The 20,419-nt window shown below is 31.2% G+C and carries 14 protein-coding genes; 8 read left to right on the forward strand and 6 right to left on the reverse strand.

Going from position 1 to position 20,419, the window contains the following annotated elements; genetic code table 11:
• Nucleotides 1–110 precede the first annotated feature (110 nt).
• Nucleotides 111–1,907, forward strand: coding sequence for a translation elongation factor 4 (lepA, locus tag LACAL_RS04935; RefSeq protein ID WP_013869607.1), 1,797 nt, complete (start codon nt 111–113; stop codon nt 1,905–1,907).
• Nucleotides 1,908–1,981: 74 nt separating this feature from the next.
• On the opposite strand, the gene LACAL_RS04940 is transcribed toward lepA, so the two are convergent.
• On the reverse strand, nt 1,982–3,832 hold the full coding sequence (locus LACAL_RS04940) for a sodium:proton antiporter (protein ID WP_041301710.1): 1,851 nt from the start codon (nt 3,830–3,832) through the stop codon (nt 1,982–1,984).
• 138 nt (nt 3,833–3,970) lie between these two features.
• On the opposite strand from LACAL_RS04940, the gene LACAL_RS04945 reads away from it, so the two are divergent.
• The 6 genes from LACAL_RS04945 (at nt 3,971) to gltX (ending at nt 13,109) form a co-directional block, all read left to right on the forward strand.
• Entirely contained in the window at nt 3,971–4,819 is an 849-nt protein-coding gene (locus LACAL_RS04945) for a universal stress protein (protein ID WP_013869609.1), read from the forward strand.
• A complete protein-coding gene (locus LACAL_RS04950) occupies nt 4,816–7,002 on the forward strand; it encodes a SulP family inorganic anion transporter (protein WP_013869610.1) in 2,187 nt (728 codons plus the stop codon). The genes LACAL_RS04945 and LACAL_RS04950 overlap by 4 nt, the downstream gene beginning before the upstream one ends.
• A gap of 51 nt (nt 7,003–7,053) precedes the next feature.
• Entirely contained in the window at nt 7,054–7,923 is an 870-nt protein-coding gene (locus LACAL_RS04955; RefSeq protein WP_013869611.1) for an MBL fold metallo-hydrolase, read from the forward strand.
• A 23-nt stretch (nt 7,924–7,946) separates the two neighbouring features.
• The gene (locus tag LACAL_RS04960) at nt 7,947–9,566 is read left to right on the forward strand and encodes a S8 family peptidase (protein ID WP_013869612.1); all 1,620 of its coding nucleotides are present in this window, start codon (nt 7,947–7,949) and stop codon (nt 9,564–9,566) included.
• A gap of 66 nt (nt 9,567–9,632) precedes the next feature.
• The gene (locus tag LACAL_RS04965; RefSeq protein ID WP_013869613.1) at nt 9,633–11,483 is read left to right on the forward strand and encodes a M1 family metallopeptidase; all 1,851 of its coding nucleotides are present in this window, start codon (nt 9,633–9,635) and stop codon (nt 11,481–11,483) included.
• Nucleotides 11,484–11,600: 117 nt separating this feature from the next.
• On the forward strand, nt 11,601–13,109 hold the full coding sequence (gene gltX / locus LACAL_RS04970) for a glutamate--tRNA ligase (RefSeq protein ID WP_013869614.1): 1,509 nt from the start codon (nt 11,601–11,603) through the stop codon (nt 13,107–13,109).
• Between the two features lie 65 nt (nt 13,110–13,174).
• Here the strand turns inward: gltX and LACAL_RS14975 are convergent, their stop codons facing one another.
• Together LACAL_RS14975 and LACAL_RS04980 are read right to left on the reverse strand one after the other, a co-directional pair.
• Complete coding sequence (locus LACAL_RS14975) at nt 13,175–15,004, reverse strand: T9SS type A sorting domain-containing protein (protein WP_013869615.1); 1,830 nt, start codon at nt 15,002–15,004, stop codon at nt 13,175–13,177.
• Between the two features lie 64 nt (nt 15,005–15,068).
• Nucleotides 15,069–15,752, reverse strand: coding sequence for a PorT family protein (locus tag LACAL_RS04980; protein ID WP_237701008.1), 684 nt, complete (start codon nt 15,750–15,752; stop codon nt 15,069–15,071).
• A gap of 76 nt (nt 15,753–15,828) precedes the next feature.
• On the opposite strand from LACAL_RS04980, the gene LACAL_RS04985 reads away from it, so the two are divergent.
• Nucleotides 15,829–16,758 carry an SPFH domain-containing protein gene (locus LACAL_RS04985; RefSeq protein WP_013869617.1) on the forward strand — a complete coding sequence of 310 codons (930 nt, stop codon included), beginning with the start codon at nt 15,829–15,831 and terminating at the stop codon, nt 16,756–16,758.
• 55 nt (nt 16,759–16,813) lie between these two features.
• Here the strand turns inward: LACAL_RS04985 and LACAL_RS04990 are convergent, their stop codons facing one another.
• The 3 genes from LACAL_RS04990 to LACAL_RS05000 all read right to left on the reverse strand — a co-directional run bounded on the left by LACAL_RS04990 (nt 16,814) and on the right by LACAL_RS05000 (nt 20,328).
• Nucleotides 16,814–17,014, reverse strand: a complete 201-nt coding sequence (locus LACAL_RS04990) for a hypothetical protein (RefSeq protein ID WP_013869618.1) — start codon at nt 17,012–17,014, stop codon at nt 16,814–16,816.
• A 78-nt stretch (nt 17,015–17,092) separates the two neighbouring features.
• Complete coding sequence (locus LACAL_RS04995; RefSeq protein WP_013869619.1) at nt 17,093–18,250, reverse strand: hypothetical protein; 1,158 nt, start codon at nt 18,248–18,250, stop codon at nt 17,093–17,095.
• 74 nt (nt 18,251–18,324) lie between these two features.
• On the reverse strand, nt 18,325–20,328 hold the full coding sequence (locus tag LACAL_RS05000) for a glutamine--tRNA ligase/YqeY domain fusion protein (protein ID WP_013869620.1): 2,004 nt from the start codon (nt 20,326–20,328) through the stop codon (nt 18,325–18,327).
• Between the last annotated feature and the right edge of the window lie 91 nt (nt 20,329–20,419).

The raw sequence follows: 20,419 nt of genomic DNA on the forward strand, positions 1-20,419 counted from the left end.
ACGGGAAAAACCGTAAATCTCAACACTTTGTATTCCTAATAAAAACTTAAAAATCGCTAATATTTGCACTATATTTGCACTCTCTTTCATTTTTAAGAGTATTTTAGACTATGAAGAATATTAGAAATTTTTGCATTATTGCACATATTGACCACGGTAAAAGTACACTTGCAGACCGTTTACTTGACGTAACTGGATCTGTAACAGCGCGCGAGCAACAAGCGCAGCTTTTAGACAGTATGGATTTAGAACGTGAACGTGGTATTACTATTAAATCTCATGCCATACAAATGGATTATACATTAAATGGCGAACAATATGTTTTAAACTTAATTGACACTCCTGGTCACGTAGATTTTTCTTACGAAGTCTCTAGATCTATTGCGGCCTGCGAAGGCGCTTTATTAATTGTAGATGCTGCACAAAGTATACAAGCACAAACAATATCTAACTTATATTTAGCACTAGAAAATGATCTAGAAATTATTCCTGTACTTAATAAGGTAGATTTACCAAGTGCTAATCCAGAAGAAGTAACAGATGATATTGTAGACCTTTTAGGTTGTGATCCAGAAGAAGTTATTCATGCCAGTGGAAAAACTGGTTTTGGTGTAGAAAATATTTTAAAAGCGATTATTGAGCGTGTTCCTGCTCCAAAAGGAGATCCAGAAGCGCCTTTACAAGCCTTAATTTTCGACTCTGTTTATAATACTTTTAGAGGTATAGAAACTTACTTTAGAGTGTTTAATGGTGAAATTAAAAAAGGACAAAAAATTAAATTTGTCGCTACAGATAAAGAATATTTTGCAGACGAAGTTGGTACTTTAAAACTTAACCAAGTTGCAAAACAAAGTGTAAAAACTGGAGATGTTGGATACTTAATAACCGGTATTAAAGCAGCTAAAGAAGTAAAAGTAGGAGATACTATTACAGATTTTGCAAACCCAACAACAAATATAATTGAAGGTTTTGAAGATGTAAAACCAATGGTTTTTGCTGGTATTTATCCAGTAGACACAGAAGATTACGAGGAGCTAAGAAACTCTATGGAAAAGCTACAACTTAATGATGCATCATTAGTATTCGCTCCAGAAAGTTCTGCGGCTTTAGGGTTTGGTTTCCGTTGTGGATTTTTAGGAATGTTACACATGGAAATTATACAAGAACGTTTAGAACGTGAGTTTGACATGACAGTAATAACTACTGTACCAAACGTATCTTACTATGCTTATACAAACAAAGAACCAGATGTTCCTTTTATTGTAAATAACCCTAGTGATTTACCAGAACCAACCATGATAAATCGTGTTGAAGAGCCTTTTATTAAAGCTACAATAATTACAAAGTCAGATTTTGTTGGTAATGTAATGAGCTTGTGTATAGAAAAACGTGGTATGATTACTAATCAAACCTATTTAACACCAGAACGTGTTGAACTAACTTTCGATATGCCTTTAGCAGAAATTGTTTTCGATTTTTACGATAGATTAAAAACTGTTTCTAAAGGTTATGCTTCTTTCGATTATTCTCCAATAGGTATGAAAACATCAAAATTAGTACGTTTAGATGTGTTACTAAATGCACAACCTGTAGATGCGCTTTCTGCATTAATTCACGCAGATAATGCACATACAATTGGTAAAAAAATGACAGAGAAGTTGAAGGAATTAATACCTCGTCAACAATTCGATATTCCAATTCAAGCTGCTATTGGAGCAAAAATTATTGCTCGTGAAACTGTTAAAGCATTACGTAAAGATGTAACTGCAAAATGTTATGGTGGTGATATTTCACGTAAACGTAAGCTACTTGAAAAGCAGAAAAAAGGTAAAAAACGTATGCGCCAAGTTGGTAATGTAGAAATACCTCAACAAGCATTTATGGCTGTTTTAAAGCTTAATGATTAATTTGAGTTTATAGTATAAAAAAACCTTCAGTTTTCACTGAAGGTTTTTTTATTTTAAAGACATTAAATTATCTTTTAAACTTCTTCGTTTGCTACAACTTCAACATCAAATGGTTTACCTAAATAAACCAATTGCGATTCATTATCTAAATTATCTATATTTTTATTGTACGATGAGATTATACTTAATTCTCCATCTCCATTTTTAATAAATAACGGAATTATTTCTTTATCATTATTAGAAATTTCAATTAAACTATCGTAATGTTCTTTATCCTTTAATTCAATTTCTTGAATGCTTGGGTATTTTCTAGTTACATTACTAAGCGTATTATAATCGTCTGTGTGGCTAAAAAGTCCTTCTTTTGGGTTGTTAGATACATCTTTCATTTCATCTGTAGTCACTAACCTAAAAGACCCATTTTCACCAAATTGTTTACTAAATTTATTTATTGCATATTTATTAATGTCTGAGCTTCCTGTTAAAGCCATTAAATAGCCAACATCATTTAATTCAATATTATCTAATAATGTATCTGAATAAATGTTAGTAGAAATAGCTTCCAACCCTAAATCTTTAGCTTTAGCAATATTACTTTGATTGCTATCTATTAAAACAACATGTCTTCCATTAGACTCTAAATAGTGACCAAGTAATCGAGACACTTTAGAGGCTCCAACAATTAAAATACCATTAGACTGTGTTAAAAATACGCCTACAATTTTAGCAAATAATCTAGCAGTGGTTGCGTTTAACAAAACAGTTCCTAGAACAATCATAAATACTAATGGTGTAATATATTCTGCACCACTAATTCCCTCTTTAGCCAACTTTAAACCAAATAATGAAGCAATACCTGCCGCTACAATACCTCTTGGGCCAACCCAACTTATAAAAAGCTTTTCGTTAAATTTTAAACTAGAGCCATAAGTGCTTAAAAACACCCCTAACGGCCTAACAACAAATACAATTATGGCAAATAAAATAGCTGTATTCCAACTATAAATTAAGTATAATTCCTCCATATTAATATTTGCTGCTAACAGTATAAATAAAATAGAAATTAATAAAACACTTAATGATTCTTTAAAGTATAAAATATCTTTAAGGTGTGGCGATTTTGAGTTTCCTAAAACCATACCCATAACTACAACCGCTAATAATCCAGATTCGTGTGCAAAAACATCTGACAATACAAAAACACCTAATACTGTAGCCAAAGTAAATACATTCATTAAATAATGAGGAACCAATTTTTTGTTTAAAATAAAATTAAGTCCATGAGCAAATGTAAACCCAAAAGTTGCACCAAAAAGAACAATTTTGCCAAACTCTATAAATGCAGTTTTTGTAAATTCTCCACCAGCATCAACGCTAATAAACTCAAAAACTAAAACGGCAACTAAAGCACCTATTGGATCTATTAAAATACCTTCCCATTTTAATACTGCCGAGACGTCTTTTTTTAACGGGATATTTCTTAAAATTGGTGTTATTACTGTAGGACCAGTAACAATTATTAAAGCAGAAAATAAAAAAGAAATCTTCCAACTTAAATCAAAAATATAATGTGCAGAAGCTCCGGCAGCAAAGAAAGTAACTATAGAACCTATAGAGATTAATTTAGTAATTGCAGGTGCTACATTTTTTATTTCTCCCATTTTTAAAGTCAATCCACCTTCAAAAAGAATAATACTTATAGCCAGCGAAACAAAGTAAAAGAGGCTTTCTCCTGGAAATAAACCTTCTTCTCCATTCCAAATTGGTTCAATCCATTTTGTGCCATCTTCGCTTAAAAACTCTGCAGCAATAGGCCCAACTAAAAGCCCAATAAGTATTAGCGGTAAAATAGCTGGAATTTTAAATTTCCATGCAACCCATTGTGCTAATATTCCTAAAATAATTATTCCTCCTAATTCTACCATATTGTAAACTGTTGGTTTTTTTAAAAATGTTAAAGTTAAATATAATAAAACAATTTTATGGTCAATTAACATTACTACAACGTTTGTGAGATTATTTTAAAACACTATCTTCCCTTTTTTTTTTGAATTAAACCTTACGTGACTAAAAAACCATTTCAAACTATAGGAATAGGCATAGCCTTTTCTCCAAACCTTAAAGCAAATTTATATGAAGCCGCACGACTAGCACTTTATTTTGATTGTAAATTGGTTATTATTCATGTTGGAAATGAATCTGAAGATAAAATAAAAACCCTAAAAAGTATTCTAAACACGTTTAAAAACGACCATTTAGATTATGAGGTAATTTTTAAAACAGGTAATCCTGTTGAAGTTATTTTAAGAGCTTCAATAGAAAAAGAAATAGACCTTCTAGTTATTGGTGCTGCTAAAAAAGAAAAGTTTTTAACTTATTATGTAGGCTCCATAGCTAGAAAAATTACGCGTCAAGCAAAATGTTCCTTATTATTATTAATTAATCCTTCAATAGAAAGATTACCTTGTCAACACATAGTGGTTAATGGTTTAGAAGACCCAAAAACCGAACAAACTATTGCTACAGCTTTTTATGTGGGTTCAAAATTAAATTCTGAAAAAATAACGGTAGTTGAAGAAATTAAACAAAATGAAATTTCTGTAAAGGTTGATGATGATAAAACACTTAGAAAAACTCAAATTGTAAAAGAAAGACTTAGAAACCGTGAGCGATCAAGAATAAACAATATCATTGAAAATATACCAAAAGCCTTTACTAAAAATATTGTAATAAAATCACAACCAATATTTGGTACTCAAGGTTATTCTATTGGGCATTACGCACAAATTGCAAGAGCAGATTTATTGGTGATGAATGCACCAACAAAAATGACCTTTTGGGATCGTTTATTTCCTCATGATATAGAACACATTTTAACCGAATTACCAACCGATGTTTTAATTATTCAATGAGACCAAAAAAGAATAACATAAAAACATTTTTTAAAGCATTACCAAAAAATATATTTTCTGGTTTTGTAGTAAGTTTAATTGCTTTGCCTTTAGGTTTAGGTTTAGCAATGGCTAGTGATGCGCCACCAATTGCAGGTGTTATAGCAGCTGTTATTGGTGGTGTTTTGGTCTCTATTTTAGGAGGAAGCAACGTTACAATTGCTGGACCAGGAAATGGTTTAGTTGGTGTACTTTTAGTTGCTATTACAACCTTGGGTTTAGAAAGTGCTTATGCCGCAATAATTTGTTCTGGAATATTACTTTTAATACTAGGTTTTTTGCGATTAGGAAAACTAGCAGATTTCTTTCCTTCTTCTGCAATACAAGGTATGCTAGCTGCAATTGGGCTAATTATTTTAGGAAAACAGTTTCATATCATGCTTGCACATCGCATTAAACGAGAAGATACAATAGAATACTTATTAGAAATTCCTTTTACTATAAACGATGCTGTACATTATGATAATACAGGACTTATTTACGCTGCCATAGCTGGTATTATAAGCTTTATTATAATGATATTTTATTCAAAAATTAGAAATAAATACCTACAACTTATTCCTGCTCCAATGTGGATTGTTATTCTATCTATCGCCTTTAGTTATTATTTTGAGTTGGTAGCACATGAAAACAATCCTATTGCGATAGAGTATATGATTTCTGGAATTCCAGAGTTTTCTCAAATTATAGAACAATTACCTACAGTAAATTTTAGTAAAATTACAACACTGCCATTTTGGTCTAGTGTTTTAGCACTTACTCTAATTGCTAGCATAGAATCGCTTTTAAGTATAAACGCTGTAGATAAATTAGATCCCGAAAAACGTCGTAGTAACGTAAATAGAGATTTAAAAGCACTTGGCCTAGCAACAATTGGAAGTGGATTTTTAGGCGGTTTAAATGTAGTAACTGTAATTGCAAGAAGCTCTGTAAATGTAAATAATGGTGGTAGTAACCGTTCGTCAAACTTTTTTCATGCTACTTTTTTAATCATTTTTATAGTACTGTTTAGTTCGCAATTACAACGTATTCCTTTACCCGCATTAATGGCTATTTTGGTTTACACAGGTTACAAATTAGCATCTCCAGAGAATATTAGAAAAATTTTTAAAATAGGTAAAGAACAGCTTATTATTTTTTTTGTAACCTTACTTGTAACACTTAAAGTTGGTTTAATTTCTGGTATAGCTTCTGGTGTAATTGTTACGTTTATTATTCACGTAGCTATAAATAAGAGTATTTCTCTTTTTGCTAGAAACCTTATGAAACCAAATGTTTTAATGTTTCAAGAAGAAGGTAACTATTACGTAAGCGTAAAACATTTTTGCAGTTTTTTAAATTTTTATAAGCTAAAAGAAAAACTAGATGCTGTTCCAGAAACACAAGATGTAATTTTAGATTTCTCTTTATGTAAGTTTGTTGATCACACAGTAATGGAAAATTTAAATAATTACCAAGAAGTATTTAAAAAACGTGGTGGACATTTTGAAGTTCTAGGTTTAGATTTACACGATACAGACTCTAAACATCCATTTGCATTAAGGCGATTATTACCAGTACCAAATGTTATTAAAAAAAGTTTAACACGCCGCCAGACAACTATAGAAGAATTTGCTCTAGATTATAAACTAAATTATACATCAATAAAAGAAAGAGAAACGCATTTTTTAGACAACTTTTTGTTTTTTAAAACAAAAAAAATAAACTACATCTATAACCAGTTATCAAATAAAAATGAAACGCTAAATGTTTTTGATATAGAATTTTCTGAAGGTGAGTTTATTGCAAAAGAAGTGTTACGCTCTACAATGCTTCATATTAAATTAGAAAAAAACATTCCAGAATTTACATTAGATCGCGAAGGTTTTTTAGAAAAAATATATGCTTTTGCCGGTTTTAAAGATATTCCTATAGAGAATCACACAGATTTTTCTAATCGTTTTTATCTATTAGGTGAAGATACTCGAGCAATTCAAAACTTTTTTACAGATGAAATTACACATTTTTTTGAAAGTAATCCATACTACCATGTAGAATCTAATGGAAATAATTTACTAATATTTGGTCGAGAACGAATAGCAAGTATTAAAGAAATAAAAGCACTTTACGATTTTGGAAAACGCTTGCAAAAAGTGGTTTCTTAATAAAAACTTAACGTTTACCTTCAATCCTTACATTTTTCATAATTTGCAGCTATGAAATTATATCCTATAAACGCAGGTAATTTTAAACTCGATGGTGGTGCAATGTTTGGCGTTGTACCTAAGTCTTTATGGACAAGAACCAATCCTGCAGATTCCAATAACATGATAGATATTGCTGCGCGATGCCTATTAATTGAAGATGGTAATCGTCTAATATTAATAGACACAGGAATGGGCAACAAACAAAGTGAAAAGTTTTTTGGTTACTATCATCTTTGGGGAAACGATTCTATAGATAAATCTTTAGCAAAATATGGATTTCATCGTGATGATATTACAGATGTTTTTATGACTCATCTACATTTTGATCACTGTGGAGGTTCTATACAATACAATAAAGACAGAACACTTTTAGAACCTGCTTTTAAAAATGCACATTTTTGGAGTAATCAAAATCACTGGCAGTGGGCAACACAACCTAATCGCAGAGAAGTCGCATCGTTTTTAAAAGAAAATATTCTACCAATGGAAGAAAGTGGCCATTTAAAGTTTACTAAACTCCCAGAAAATCAAGAAGATATTTTAAAAAAATCGGCATTAGGATTCGATATTTTTTTTGCTAATGGACATACCGAAAAACAAATGATTCCAATGATTAATTACAAAGGAAAAACCATTTGTTTTATGGCAGATTTATTACCAACAGTTGGTCATTTACCAATACCATTTGTAATGGGTTACGATACTAGACCATTACTTACATTAGATGAAAAAGAAAAATTCCTCAATTTAGCCGCAGATAATAATTATTACTTATTTTTGGAGCACGATGCACATAATGAACTTATTACAGTGCAGCATACAGACAAAGGCGTGCGACTAAAAGAAACTTACACAAGCAACGATATTTTTAACCTATAATAAACAAACTAAATATTTTACAAATGAAATTAATAAATAAAACTGTATTATTCTCAGTATTTTCTGCTGCTATACTTTCTAGTTGTGGCGGTGGCGCTCCAATTATTTCAACGCCAATTGAAAATATAGATACAACACCAATTAAAGAAGCTGCTTTAACAGAAGCCGAAGCTCAAAATTGGGGACACTTAGATCTAGTAAAAGATACTATTCCAGGTATGAGTGTAGATAAAGCTTACGCTGAAATTATAAAAGGTAACAAAGGACAAAAAATAATAGTAGCAGTTATAGATTCTGGTATTGATATTGAGCACGAAGATTTAGATGGTGTACTTTGGACAAATAAAGGAGAAATTGCAGGAAATGGAATTGATGATGACAAAAATGGATATGTAGACGATATTCATGGATGGAACTTTTTAGGGGATGCATACGATGAGCAATTAGAATACATTCGTTTAGTAGCTAGTGGTAACACAACAGCTCCTAGATACGATGAGGCTAAAGCTAAATACGATGCAGATTATAACAATGCACTTTCAGGAAAGGAACGTTACGAAGGTATTTATAATAGAGTAAATACAGCACACCAAACTTTAGTTAAACATTTTAATAAAGAAGATTATACTTCAAAAGAAGTTAATGCTATTACTGTTGAAAATGCAGAGTCAGATTTAGGTAAAGCTGTAGAAACAGCTAAATTTATGTATGCAAACGGAATGTCTTCTTTACAAGCTGGTTTAAAACAAGTAAAAGGAGGAGTTGATTATTTTTCAGATCAAGTAAATTTTAACCTAAATAAAGATTTTAAAGGAAGAACTACAGGAGATAATCCAGACGATTTTAATGACAAACCAGGTTATGGTAATGCTAATGTAATGCCAGTAAAAAAATCTGAAAGTCATGGAACTCACGTTGCTGGAATTATTGCTGCCGAGCGTAATAATGGTTTAGGAGCAAATGGTGTTGCTAATAATGTTGAAATTATGAGTATTCGTGCAGTACCTAATGGTGATGAGTATGATAAAGATGTTGCAAAAGCAATACGCTATGCTGTAGATAATGGTGCAAAAGTAATTAATGGAAGTTTTGGTAAAAGCTTTTCTCCTCATGCTGATTGGGTAAGAGATGCTATTAAATATGCAAGTGATAATAATGTAATATTTGTTCACGCAGCAGGAAACTCAAGTGAAGATGTAGATACAGCTCCTAACTTTCCAGACGATAATGTAGATTATGTAGAAGTTGGTAACACATACATACGTGTTGGTGCATTAGCGCCTAGCTATGGTACAAAAATGGTAGCTAATTTTTCTAATTATGGTAAGAAAAACGTAGATGTTTTTGCTCCAGGTGCAAAAATATACTCTACTACACCAGAAAACGAGTACGATACTAAAGGTGGTACATCTATGGCTGCTCCTGCAGTTGCTGGCGTTGCTGCATTAGTTTGGTCTCAATCTCCAAAATTAACAGCTGCACAAGTAAAACAAATTATTTTAGATTCTGGATTAGCAGTAAATACTAAGGTAATTGTTGGTGGTAACGGTGAAGATATTAGAGATTTTGGTAGTTTAACTAAATCTGGTAAAATGGTTAATGCTTACAATGCATTAATTATGGCAGCTCAGTTGTCTAAGTAATTATACAAACCAAAAAAGCCTCAGTGATTTAAAATTACTGAGGCTTTTTTCTTTAAAATAAATAGTATGAAAAAAGGTTTTTTTTTAAGTGTTGCAACTTCTTTATTTTTAATGGGTTGTGGCACTACAAAAAGTGTTTCTAACACTGCATCCACATCGCAAAACAGTCCAATGGCTGTAACTGCATCTTCAGCAAAATCTACCTATTGGCAACAACATGTAGACTATAAAATGGAAATTGATATGGATGTTAATAATTACCAATATCAAGGTAAACAAACACTAGTATACACAAATAACTCTCCAGATGTATTAAATAAAGTATTCTACCATTTATACTTTAATGCTTTTCAACCAGGAAGTGAAATGGACGCCAGATTACAATCTATTAAAGATCCAGACGGAAGAATGATGGAAGAAGTAAATGGAGAAAAAGTAAGTAGAATAAGCAGTTTAAAACCTAACGAAATTGGTTACATAAAAGTTAATACTCTTAAACAAAACGGAAAAAATGTAAAACATGAAACCGTTGGAACAATTTTAGAAGTTACACTAAACAATCCAATTCAACCAGGAGAAAGTGTAACATTCAATATGGATTTTAACGCACAAGTACCTGTACAAATTCGTCGTTCTGGTAGAAATAATAAAGAAGGTGTTGCATTATCAATGACGCAATGGTACCCAAAACTATCTGAGTATGATTTTGAAGGTTGGCATGCCTACCCATATATAGGAAGAGAATTTCATGGTGTTTGGGGAGATTTTGATTTAAAATTAACCATAGATAAAGATTATGTTGTTGGTGGTACGGGATACCTTCAGCCAAATCCTAAAATAAAAGGAAACAAAAAAACGCTTCACTTTAAAGCTCCAAATGTTCATGATTTTACTTGGGCAGCAGATCCAGACTATATTCATGATACAATGCAAGTCCCTAATGGACCAATGCTTCATTTTTACTATAAAAAAGATTTACCTGCAGAAAACTTACAATTCTGGAAAGATCTTCAGCCTAAAACAGTAGAAATGATGCAATATTTTAGTGAGCATATTGGTAAATATCCTTACGAGCAATACTCTGTTATTCAAGGTGGTGATGGCGGTATGGAATATGCTATGTGTACTTTAATAACAGGTAAACGTAAATTTGGTAGCTTAATGGGTGTAACCGCGCATGAGTTAGCACATACTTGGTTTCAGTTTTTATTAGCTACTAACGAAGGGAAACACGAATGGATGGACGAAGGTTTTACTAGTTACATAAGTGATCATGCAATGGATTATATAAACAAAAAAAATGCAGATAATCCTGCTGCAAGTGCATATAGAGGTTATACTTATTTAGCAACAAAAGAAGGCTTAGAAAAACCACAAACAACACATGCAGATCGTTACGAAACTAACACTGCTTATGGCATTACAGCTTATAATAAAGGTTCGGTTTTCTTATCTCAATTAGGTTATGTTATTGGAGAAAATAATTTAAAACAAACTTTAAAACAGTATTTTAACGATTGGGCTTTTAAACACCCAACACCAAACGATTTTATTCGCGTTGCCGAAAAAGTTTCTGGTTTAGAATTAGAATGGTATTTAACAGACTGGACACAAACAACTAACACAATAGATTATGGTGTAAAATCTGTAAACGGAAACACTGTAACATTAGAACGTATTGGTTTAATGCCAATGCCTATAGACCTTGAAGTAACTTATATAGATGGAAGTACAGAGGCTATTTACATTCCATTAACCAGTATGCGTGGAGAAAAGCCAACAACGGCTACAACAATAAAAGATTGGGCTTGGGCATACCCAACCTATACTTTTGAAACCAAAAAAGCTGTAAAAACTGTACAAATAGATCCAAAAAATCTAATGGCAGATATAGATAAAACTAACAATAAAAACTAAAGTATAGTTTTATATTACATTTAAACGGTGGCCTTGTGCTACCGTTTTTTTTATACTACAATTTATTTTGGGCTTCCCACTACTCTGCTCTATCTTTGCAGTCTTAAACTTAAAAAAATGTCAAAACAAGTTCGTGTGCGTTTTGCACCAAGTCCAACAGGACCTTTACATATAGGTGGTGTTCGTACTGCCCTATTTAATTATCTATTTGCTAAAAAACATAACGGTACTTTTGTACTTAGAATAGAAGATACAGACCAAAACCGTTATGTTGAAGGTGCAGAACAATATATAATTGATGCCTTGAACTGGTGCAATATTCCTTTTGATGAAGGACCAGGTAAAAACGAAAAATTTGGACCTTATAGACAAAGCGAACGCAAACATTTATATAAAGATTATGCCGAGCAACTTATAGCTTCTGGTAATGCATATTATGCTTTTGATACTGCCCAAAGTTTAGATGCACACCGTAAAGATCACGAAGCTAATGGTAAAACATTTATTTACAACTGGCATAACCGTTTAAAATTAGATAATTCTTTAGCGCTTTCTCAAGAAGAAGTACAAGCAAAATTAGATAATAGTGATGATTATGTTATCCGTTTTAAGTCTCCTCAAGACCAAACATTACATTTAAAAGATATTATTCGTGGAGATATAAAAATTGATACTAATATTTTAGATGATAAAGTATTATTTAAAAGCGATGGTATGCCAACCTACCATTTAGCAAATATTGTAGACGACCATTTAATGGAAATCTCTCACGTTATTCGTGGTGAAGAATGGTTACCATCTTTAGCATTACACATGCAATTATATACTGCTTTTGGTTGGGATGCTCCAGAATTTGCGCATTTACCATTAATTTTAAAACCTACTGGTAAAGGAAAATTAAGTAAACGTGATGGCGATAAATTAGGCTTTCCAGTATTTCCTTTAGAGTACACATCGCCAAATGGTGACGTTTCTAAAGGTTATAAAGAAGAAGGATATTTTGCAGATGCTGTTATTAATTTCCTATCCTTTTTAGGTTGGAATCCTGGTACAGAACAAGAAATTTTTAGTTTACAAGAGCTTATTGAAGCTTTCGATTTAGACCGTGTGAATAAAGCAGGAGCGCGTTTTGATCCAGATAAAACAAAATGGTTTAACCACCATTACATGCAAGAACAAAATAACGATGAGTTAGCCGAAGCTTTTAAAAATAATCATGAGGCTTTAAAAGATATCGATGTTAATTACATTGCTATGGTTGTTAATTTAGTTAAAGAACGAGCAACGTTTGTAAACGACTTTTGGGACTTAAGTAGCTTCTTCTTTGTAGCGCCAGAAAGCTTTGATGAAAAAGCATCTAAAAAAGCTTTTAAAGACGAAACCAAAGAACTTATGACAAGGCTTGTTTCAATTGTATCTAATATTGAAGATTTTGAAGTAGAAACACTTCAAAAAGAAATAAAAGGTTGGATTACTAAAAATGAAATTGGTTTTGGTAAAATAATGATGCCTTTACGTTTAGCTCTTGTTGGAGCTTTAAAAGGGCCAGACGTTTTTGATATTATGTATATGATTGGAAAAGCTGAAACAGTAAAACGTATTGAAAAGGTCATTTCGGTTTTATAAAACTAATATATATTAAAACAAAAAGCGAGCTGTTTAGCTCGCTTTTTTATTCTTTATAAGCTGTTTTATTTTTTTATAAATTTTAAAACTTTATCTACTCCAGTTAATTTTATAAAATAAGTACCTGTAAACAATTTTGAAACATTTAATACATTATTAGTAGTATTAATAGTGCCTGTCATTACTTTTTGTCCTAACATATTAATTACACTCACATTATGTAATCCAGTAAGGTTTTTAAAAGATATTAAACCATTTGTAGGGTTTGGATATATTGCAACCGTATTTACATTAAACTCATCTACACTTAAATTACAGTTGTAAGCTGGCATATTATAACCTTGAGCTGTAAACCTATTTGTTATTGCTTGAATATCTTCACAAGTATAACCATGAGCTGTTCCCATATCTATAGCAGCTTGTCTTACTGCTATTGCAGCATTTTGTTGGTTTGTACCACTATTTGTCATGGCTAAACCTTCTAAAAAAGCTTTGTCTGTTTTTTCACGACCTATATCTTCCCAAATTTCCATTAAAGTCGTTGCCCACATTTGTCCGTCTGTATGAATTTGACCAATTAAACCACTTGGATATTGTGCACCATAATTAGTTACTCTACCATTCCAGCAAGTATTATGGCCATCCCAACCAAAAACATAATAGTAAGACGCGTCTGTAGTATTCCATTGCCCTAAACTTCTTTTATAAGAGTTTGCCCAATAATCTCCACAACCTTCACTTAATCCGTTTACTTGAGATAATCCACCGTTTGTTAACCAATCGTGCAAACCATGACCTAATTCGTGTAAAACCACATCTGCATCTTCTGCATCATCTACACAACCTTCTCCAAAAGACAAACTACCAGATCCACCTAAATAATGTGAATTATCACTACCGCTTAATCCAGAAGGATCAACTTTTACGCCAGTAGTATATTGGTACGGCATTAAATTAATACCTAACGTTTCATTTATGTAACGCATACTTTTATCTATGTGGTAATAAACATTTACAGCTTCAAAGCCGTCTTGCTGTCTATTAAAATTAAATGCACTTGATACTTGATTAAATAAACCTTTACTTGGCGATTCGAAATCTACAACCTCAGCATAAGGTCCTTCTAAATAATATTGGCCACCAGTTTGGGTAATATCTAATAAAGTTACATTTGTTCTTGCCGCATCTAATGCTGCATTAGTCGCATCATTATTATCTACATATTGGCCACCATAAACATTATTTGTTGCTGTTAGTGGGTCGGTTTCAAAAACAAAACCACTTCCATTTACTAACATCATCATGTTACTATTTTTTGCTTTTGGTTCTTCCTTTTTCTTGTTCTTGTCTTTATGGTTTAATGCTTTATTTTCAACATTAATAACTGTTCCTGTTTCTGCGTTTACAATTATTTCCCAACTACCTATTGGTGTTTGTTTAGGTTCTATTTTAACCACATAAGCTAGTATTGTAGTTTCTTGCTTATTGTAAATGAAAAGCTCTTCTTTTTTAAAAGCAATTTCTCCTGCATTAATTTCATTTTTAGCAATCTCAAAAGCCTCATTTTGTGTTATTTGTGGTATTGTATTTATTGTTTCTACACTAGCATCATAAGTACTAGCGTAATAAGTAACGACATTGTTATTTGATACATGAATAGTAATTTCTGCATCAAAAACCTGAATACCGTTAAGTATTTGGTAAAACCTAAAGGTTTCTCCAGAAAATCCCGCTTTACTAAAAAGCATTTCGAAAGTATGGTTTTCTTGTATCTCTAACACCTCACGGTTTTGAGTTAACCATGTTTTTGCTATAATTTCCTTATTATATTGAGCTTGTAAATTTTGCGAAATAGCTAAAAAGAATGCAATAATTATAAGCAGGTAATTTTTCATGGTATTGGTATTTAGTTAACTAGCAAAAACCAAATGTACAAATTACAATTTATTTACTGCTTTATTAAAATGTTACTTGTGCAGTAAAAACTAACATGGATTGGTTTCCTTTAAAAGATGTACGACTAATTTCATTAAACGTTTCATCGTTTAATTTATTTAAAGTATTTAAAAATCCATAAACATAATGTGCTTTTAATTTAAAGTGATTAAATCCTGCACTTATACCTACTACTCCATTTACATTAAATCTAGAAATTGGAGTAATATCTTGTGCGGTTAATGTTTCAAAATTATTTATTAAATAATTCTCTTGATTTTCATCTTTTAATTCTAAATCTGCATTGTATTGTAACATTGGTCCAAGATCAAAAGTTACATAGCTTTCAATTAATTTAATATGTAATAAAAAAGAAAGTTGTGCAGTAAGTAGCTTGTATTCTATATCTTCAGTAGTATTAAAAATATTAGATTGCCTACCTTCTACACTAAAATTATTTTCGGCTAACTGCATATTATAACTCACGCCATACCATTTGTGAGGTAATATTACAGAAGCTGTTAATCCAGCTGCCCAACCATTACCTTGTTTTGTATTAAAATTATCTGTAATAATATTGTATTGTGTTAAACCTCCAGAAATACCAATACCGTTTTTTATGTTATAATTTCTATTTTGTGCGTAAGAAAGTGTAACAAAACCAATAGTAATTACTACTAATAGTATGTGTTGAATATTTTTCATCATTAATTTGGGTCTATATGCACAAATATAACTTAAATTAGTAATCATTATCTAACCACAAAAAAATCTATTATCTATTATGGGACAATTTATTCTTATTCCGATTATATTTTTCGGACTTATTATTTTAATATCTGCTTTCTTCGTAGTAAAGCAACAAACCGCTGTTATTGTAGAGCGTTTTGGTAAATTTCATAGCATACGTCAATCTGGTTTACACTTAAAAATACCATTAGTAGACCGTATTGCAGGACGTTTAAGTTTAAAAATACAGCAATTAGATGTTATTATAGAGACAAAAACGTTAGATGATGTGTTTGTACGTTTAAAAGTTTCTGTACAGTATAAAGTAATAAAAGACAAAGTGTATGATGCATTTTATAAACTAGATTACCCACATGATCAAATAACATCTTATGTATTTGATGTTGTACGTGCCGAAGTACCAAAAATGAAATTAGACGATGTTTTTGTTAGAAAAGATGATATTGCCTTAGCTGTAAAAGCAGAATTAAATGATGCTATGATGGATTACGGATTTGATATTATTAAAACCTTAGTTACAGATATCGATCCAGATGCACAGGTAAAAGCTGCCATGAACCGCATTAACGCATCTGAACGTGAAAAAACTGCTGCACAATATGAAGGTGATGCTGCACGTATTTTAATTGTAGAAAAAGCAAAAGCCGAAGCAGAAAGTAAACGTTTACAAGGTCAAGGTATTGCAGACCAACGTCGTGAAATTGCTCGTGGTCTTGAAGAAAGTGTAGAGGTTTTAAATAAAGTTGGTATTAATTCTCAAGAAGCATCTGCTTTAATTGTTGTGACACAGCATTACGATACTTTACAATCTATAGGTCAAGAAACAAACAGTAATTTAATTTTACTACCTAATTCGCCACAAGCGGGAAGTAATATGTTAAACGATATGGTTGCTAGTTTTACTGCTAGTAATCAAATTGGAGAAGCTATGAAAAATGCAAAAAAGAAAAAGGAATTAGAATAACAAATTACTCTCAAATAAATAAAAAAGCCTCTAAAAATTAGAGGCTTTTTTTATGCTATTTTTTATAACGTTCTTTAAGTTCTACTAGCGTATTTCTATAATTCTCTAAAGACTCTTTGTCTAAAGTTGCTTCATCGCCATGAGGTAATGTGTCTCTAGTTTCTTTTAGATATTTTTGTAGTTCTGGATAATTTTCCTCAATATCTCTAGTAATTTGACTAATTTCTGTTAAAATTTGTTGTGCTTCTTTATCCATAATTTCTTGGTTTTACTCTAAAATTAATAGTAAAATTGAAGAAATTAAAATTTTTGATGCTAATTGATTGTTAAAAACCTATTTAAAAGGATGGCGCTCAACCCAATCTCGTGCAGGATTTAAGTACTTAACAATAAATCTTAATAGCATATTTGAAGGAAACGTATTAGTATGTTTCATATAAACATCCATAGCTTTTGCTTTTGCACCTATAGAACTTTTTATTTCCATTGCAGTACGTGCGTATATAATAGTATTAAAATTATTTTCTATACCAAAAACAGCCATATCATAAAGCATATTAAGATACATTTGATGCTTTTTCTGTAAACTATTATTATAGCCTAAAAAGTAAGTTTCTAATTTTCTTTCGTTTATTATTAGACTAAAAAAACCTACTAATTCTTGATTTATAAAATAGCCAAAAACTTTAAAATTATCTTTTAGAGCTGTTTTTAAATCTATAAAATGACAAGAGTTTAATATAAATGAATTTACCCTAGCATTATCTGAAACATTCTTATAAAGCTGAAATATTTGTGGTTTTAATTTAATAAGTTCGTTTAAATCAAGCTCTTTTTTTTCAATTACCTTTCCTTTTTTTAATGCCGATTTATAACGGTCACGATATTTTTTACTTAAAGCACTACTATAATCCTGTTTTGTTTTCCACACTTCTGGAATTGTAAAAACCATATTAGGTTGTACTTGCACTTTATATAGTTTTTCTCTTTTAAAAACATGCCCATATTTGTGTATAGCATCAGCTTTAAAATAATCTTTAAAAGCTATAATTCTAACGTTTTTTTTATTTGTGTTTTTTATTTGTTGTGCAATGCTTTTTAAAGCTTTAAAAACTTCATTTAAAAATTGAGTATACTCAATTTCATGTCTATTAAAATACAAACCATGTTGTCCTGTATGCATTATATTACCTACAATTAAAGCATTACCTCTTACTATTTTTGAAATTACTTGTTTAGATTTTCTAATTAAATAGTTATCGTTTGTATTTCTAAAAATATCATCAAGATACATTTCTACACGTTGAACAATAGCTATTGCTACAAGTTTTTCAGCTTTAAAAACACCAATATAATATGGCGTAACATTATTTGGGCATGAATTTTCTAAGGCTTTAAGAAACTGTTGTTTTAAAAAAATATCATTATGATTTAAACAATCCCAAGATTTTGGGAGCGCGTTTGATGTATGATAAATTTTATAAGTAATCAATGTTTGTAAAAAAAGAAAAAGACTGAAACTATTATAATTTCAGCCTTTGTAAAGTTATGTTTTTAATTAGTTAATTACAAAGCTTTTGCCTCTGTTACTAATAATTGATTTTTATCGTCTAAAGCTTTAGTGATAAATGCATTTATAGCTTCGTTTTTTTCTAATCCATTTTTTAATAAAACACCTAAACTAATCATGGTAATTATTCGCGTTCCACTTTTTTTAACCGATGTGCCAAATAATGGTTCTAGATCTTCGTAAGTGATGCTTTTTGCTAATTCTTGAATCTCTGCTTTCGCTTTTGCTTGCTTATCTTCTGGCATACGATCGTACTTTTTACCATAAGATTTTATTTGCTCTATAGTTGGACGGTTATTTTGTTGTGGTTGTTTTTGTTGGTTGTTATTACTTGCTTTGGGTTTTGCTTTTGCCCAAGAGTCGCGTAATCCAACCGTTTTATTAAAAACTAAATTAGTTGCAGTAGAATCGTTATCTACATTAAAATAACCTAAACGTTGAAACTGGAATTGTTCACCAACTTTAGCATTAGCTAAACTTGGTTCTACAAATGCTTCTATAACTTTTAAAGAATTTGGGTTTATAAACTCCATAAAATCTTTTTCTGCATGGCTATCTGGCGCTTCGTTTGTAAATAATCTATCATATTCTCTAACTTCTGCTTTTAAAGCATGTTTTATAGATACCCAATGTAATGTTCCTTTTACTTTCTTTTCGGTATCTGTAGAATACGTACAATTTATTTGTATAACATTACCATTTGCATCCTTTTCTACATTTTCTGCCTTAATAATGTATGCATTTTTAAGTCTTACTTCTCCTCCTAATTTTAACCTAAAAAACTTGTTTCCAGCTTCTTCTTTAAAATCTTCTTTTTCAATGTATAATTCACGAGAAAATGGTACTTTTCTAAATCCTGCAGTTTTATCTTCTTGGTTATTTTCGGCTTCAAGCCATTCTTCTTTATCTTCAGGATAGTTTGTAATTACAACTTTTACAGGATCTAAAACAGCCATTACTCTATCGGCTTTTTTATTTAAATCTTCACGAATACAAAATTCTAAAAGTGATACATCTATAACATTTTCACGCTTTGCAACACCAACAGTTTCTACAAATTTTCTAATAGATTGTGGTGTATAACCGCGACGACGCAAACCAGAAATAGTTGGCATTCTTGGGTCATCCCAACCGTTTACAATACCTTCTTCTACTAATTTAAGTAACTTACGTTTACTCATAATTGTGTAGCTTAAGTTTAAACGTGCGAATTCTCGCTGTTTAGGCTGCATTGGGTACTTGTCTTTAGCAAAGTTATATACTTGCTCCTTAAACCAATTATAAAGCTCTCTATGTGGTTTAAATTCTAGTGAGCATAATGAATGTGATATTTGCTCTATGTAATCACTTTCACCGTGTGTCCAGTCGTACATTGGGTATATACACCAATTACTACCGGTACGGTGATGATCTTTTTTTAAAACACGATACATAATAGGATCTCGCATAAGCATATTAGGATGCTGCATGTCTATTTTTGCACGTAAAATATGCTCTCCTTCTTTGCAATCTCCAGCTTTCATTTTTGCAAAAAGTTCAAGATTTTCGTCTACAGTTCTATTTCTAAAAGGACCATCTACTCCTGGTTGTGTTGGTGTTCCTTTTTGTTCTGCCATGGCTTCACTAGATTGAGAATCTACGTAAGCTTTACCGCCTTTTATTAGTAAAATTGCCCAATCGTAAAGTTCTTGAAAATAGTCTGATGAGTAACACTCTTCTGCCCATTTATAGCCTAACCAAGATACATCTTCTTTAATAGCGTCTACATATTCCTGCTCTTCTTTAGCAGGATTTGTATCGTCAAAACGTAAGTTAACAGGTGCGTTATATCTTTCTCCTAAACCAAAACTAATACCAATGGCTTTAGTGTGCCCAATGTGTAAATAGCCATTAGGTTCTGGCGGAAAACGAAAGCGTAACTTATTTTTTTCTAATCCGTTTGCTAAATCTTCTTCTATAATATGCTCTAAAAAATTGAGCGATTTTGTTTCTGTAGACATACTTGTATTCTTGATTTTAATTGATTATTTGCTATTAAATCAACTTAAAAATAGTTTGTAAAATTAATGAAAATACGTAACAAAATAACCG

Source organism: Lacinutrix sp. 5H-3-7-4, assembly GCF_000211855.2.
In the GTDB taxonomy this organism is placed as follows: Bacteria; Bacteroidota; Bacteroidia; order Flavobacteriales; family Flavobacteriaceae; genus Lacinutrix.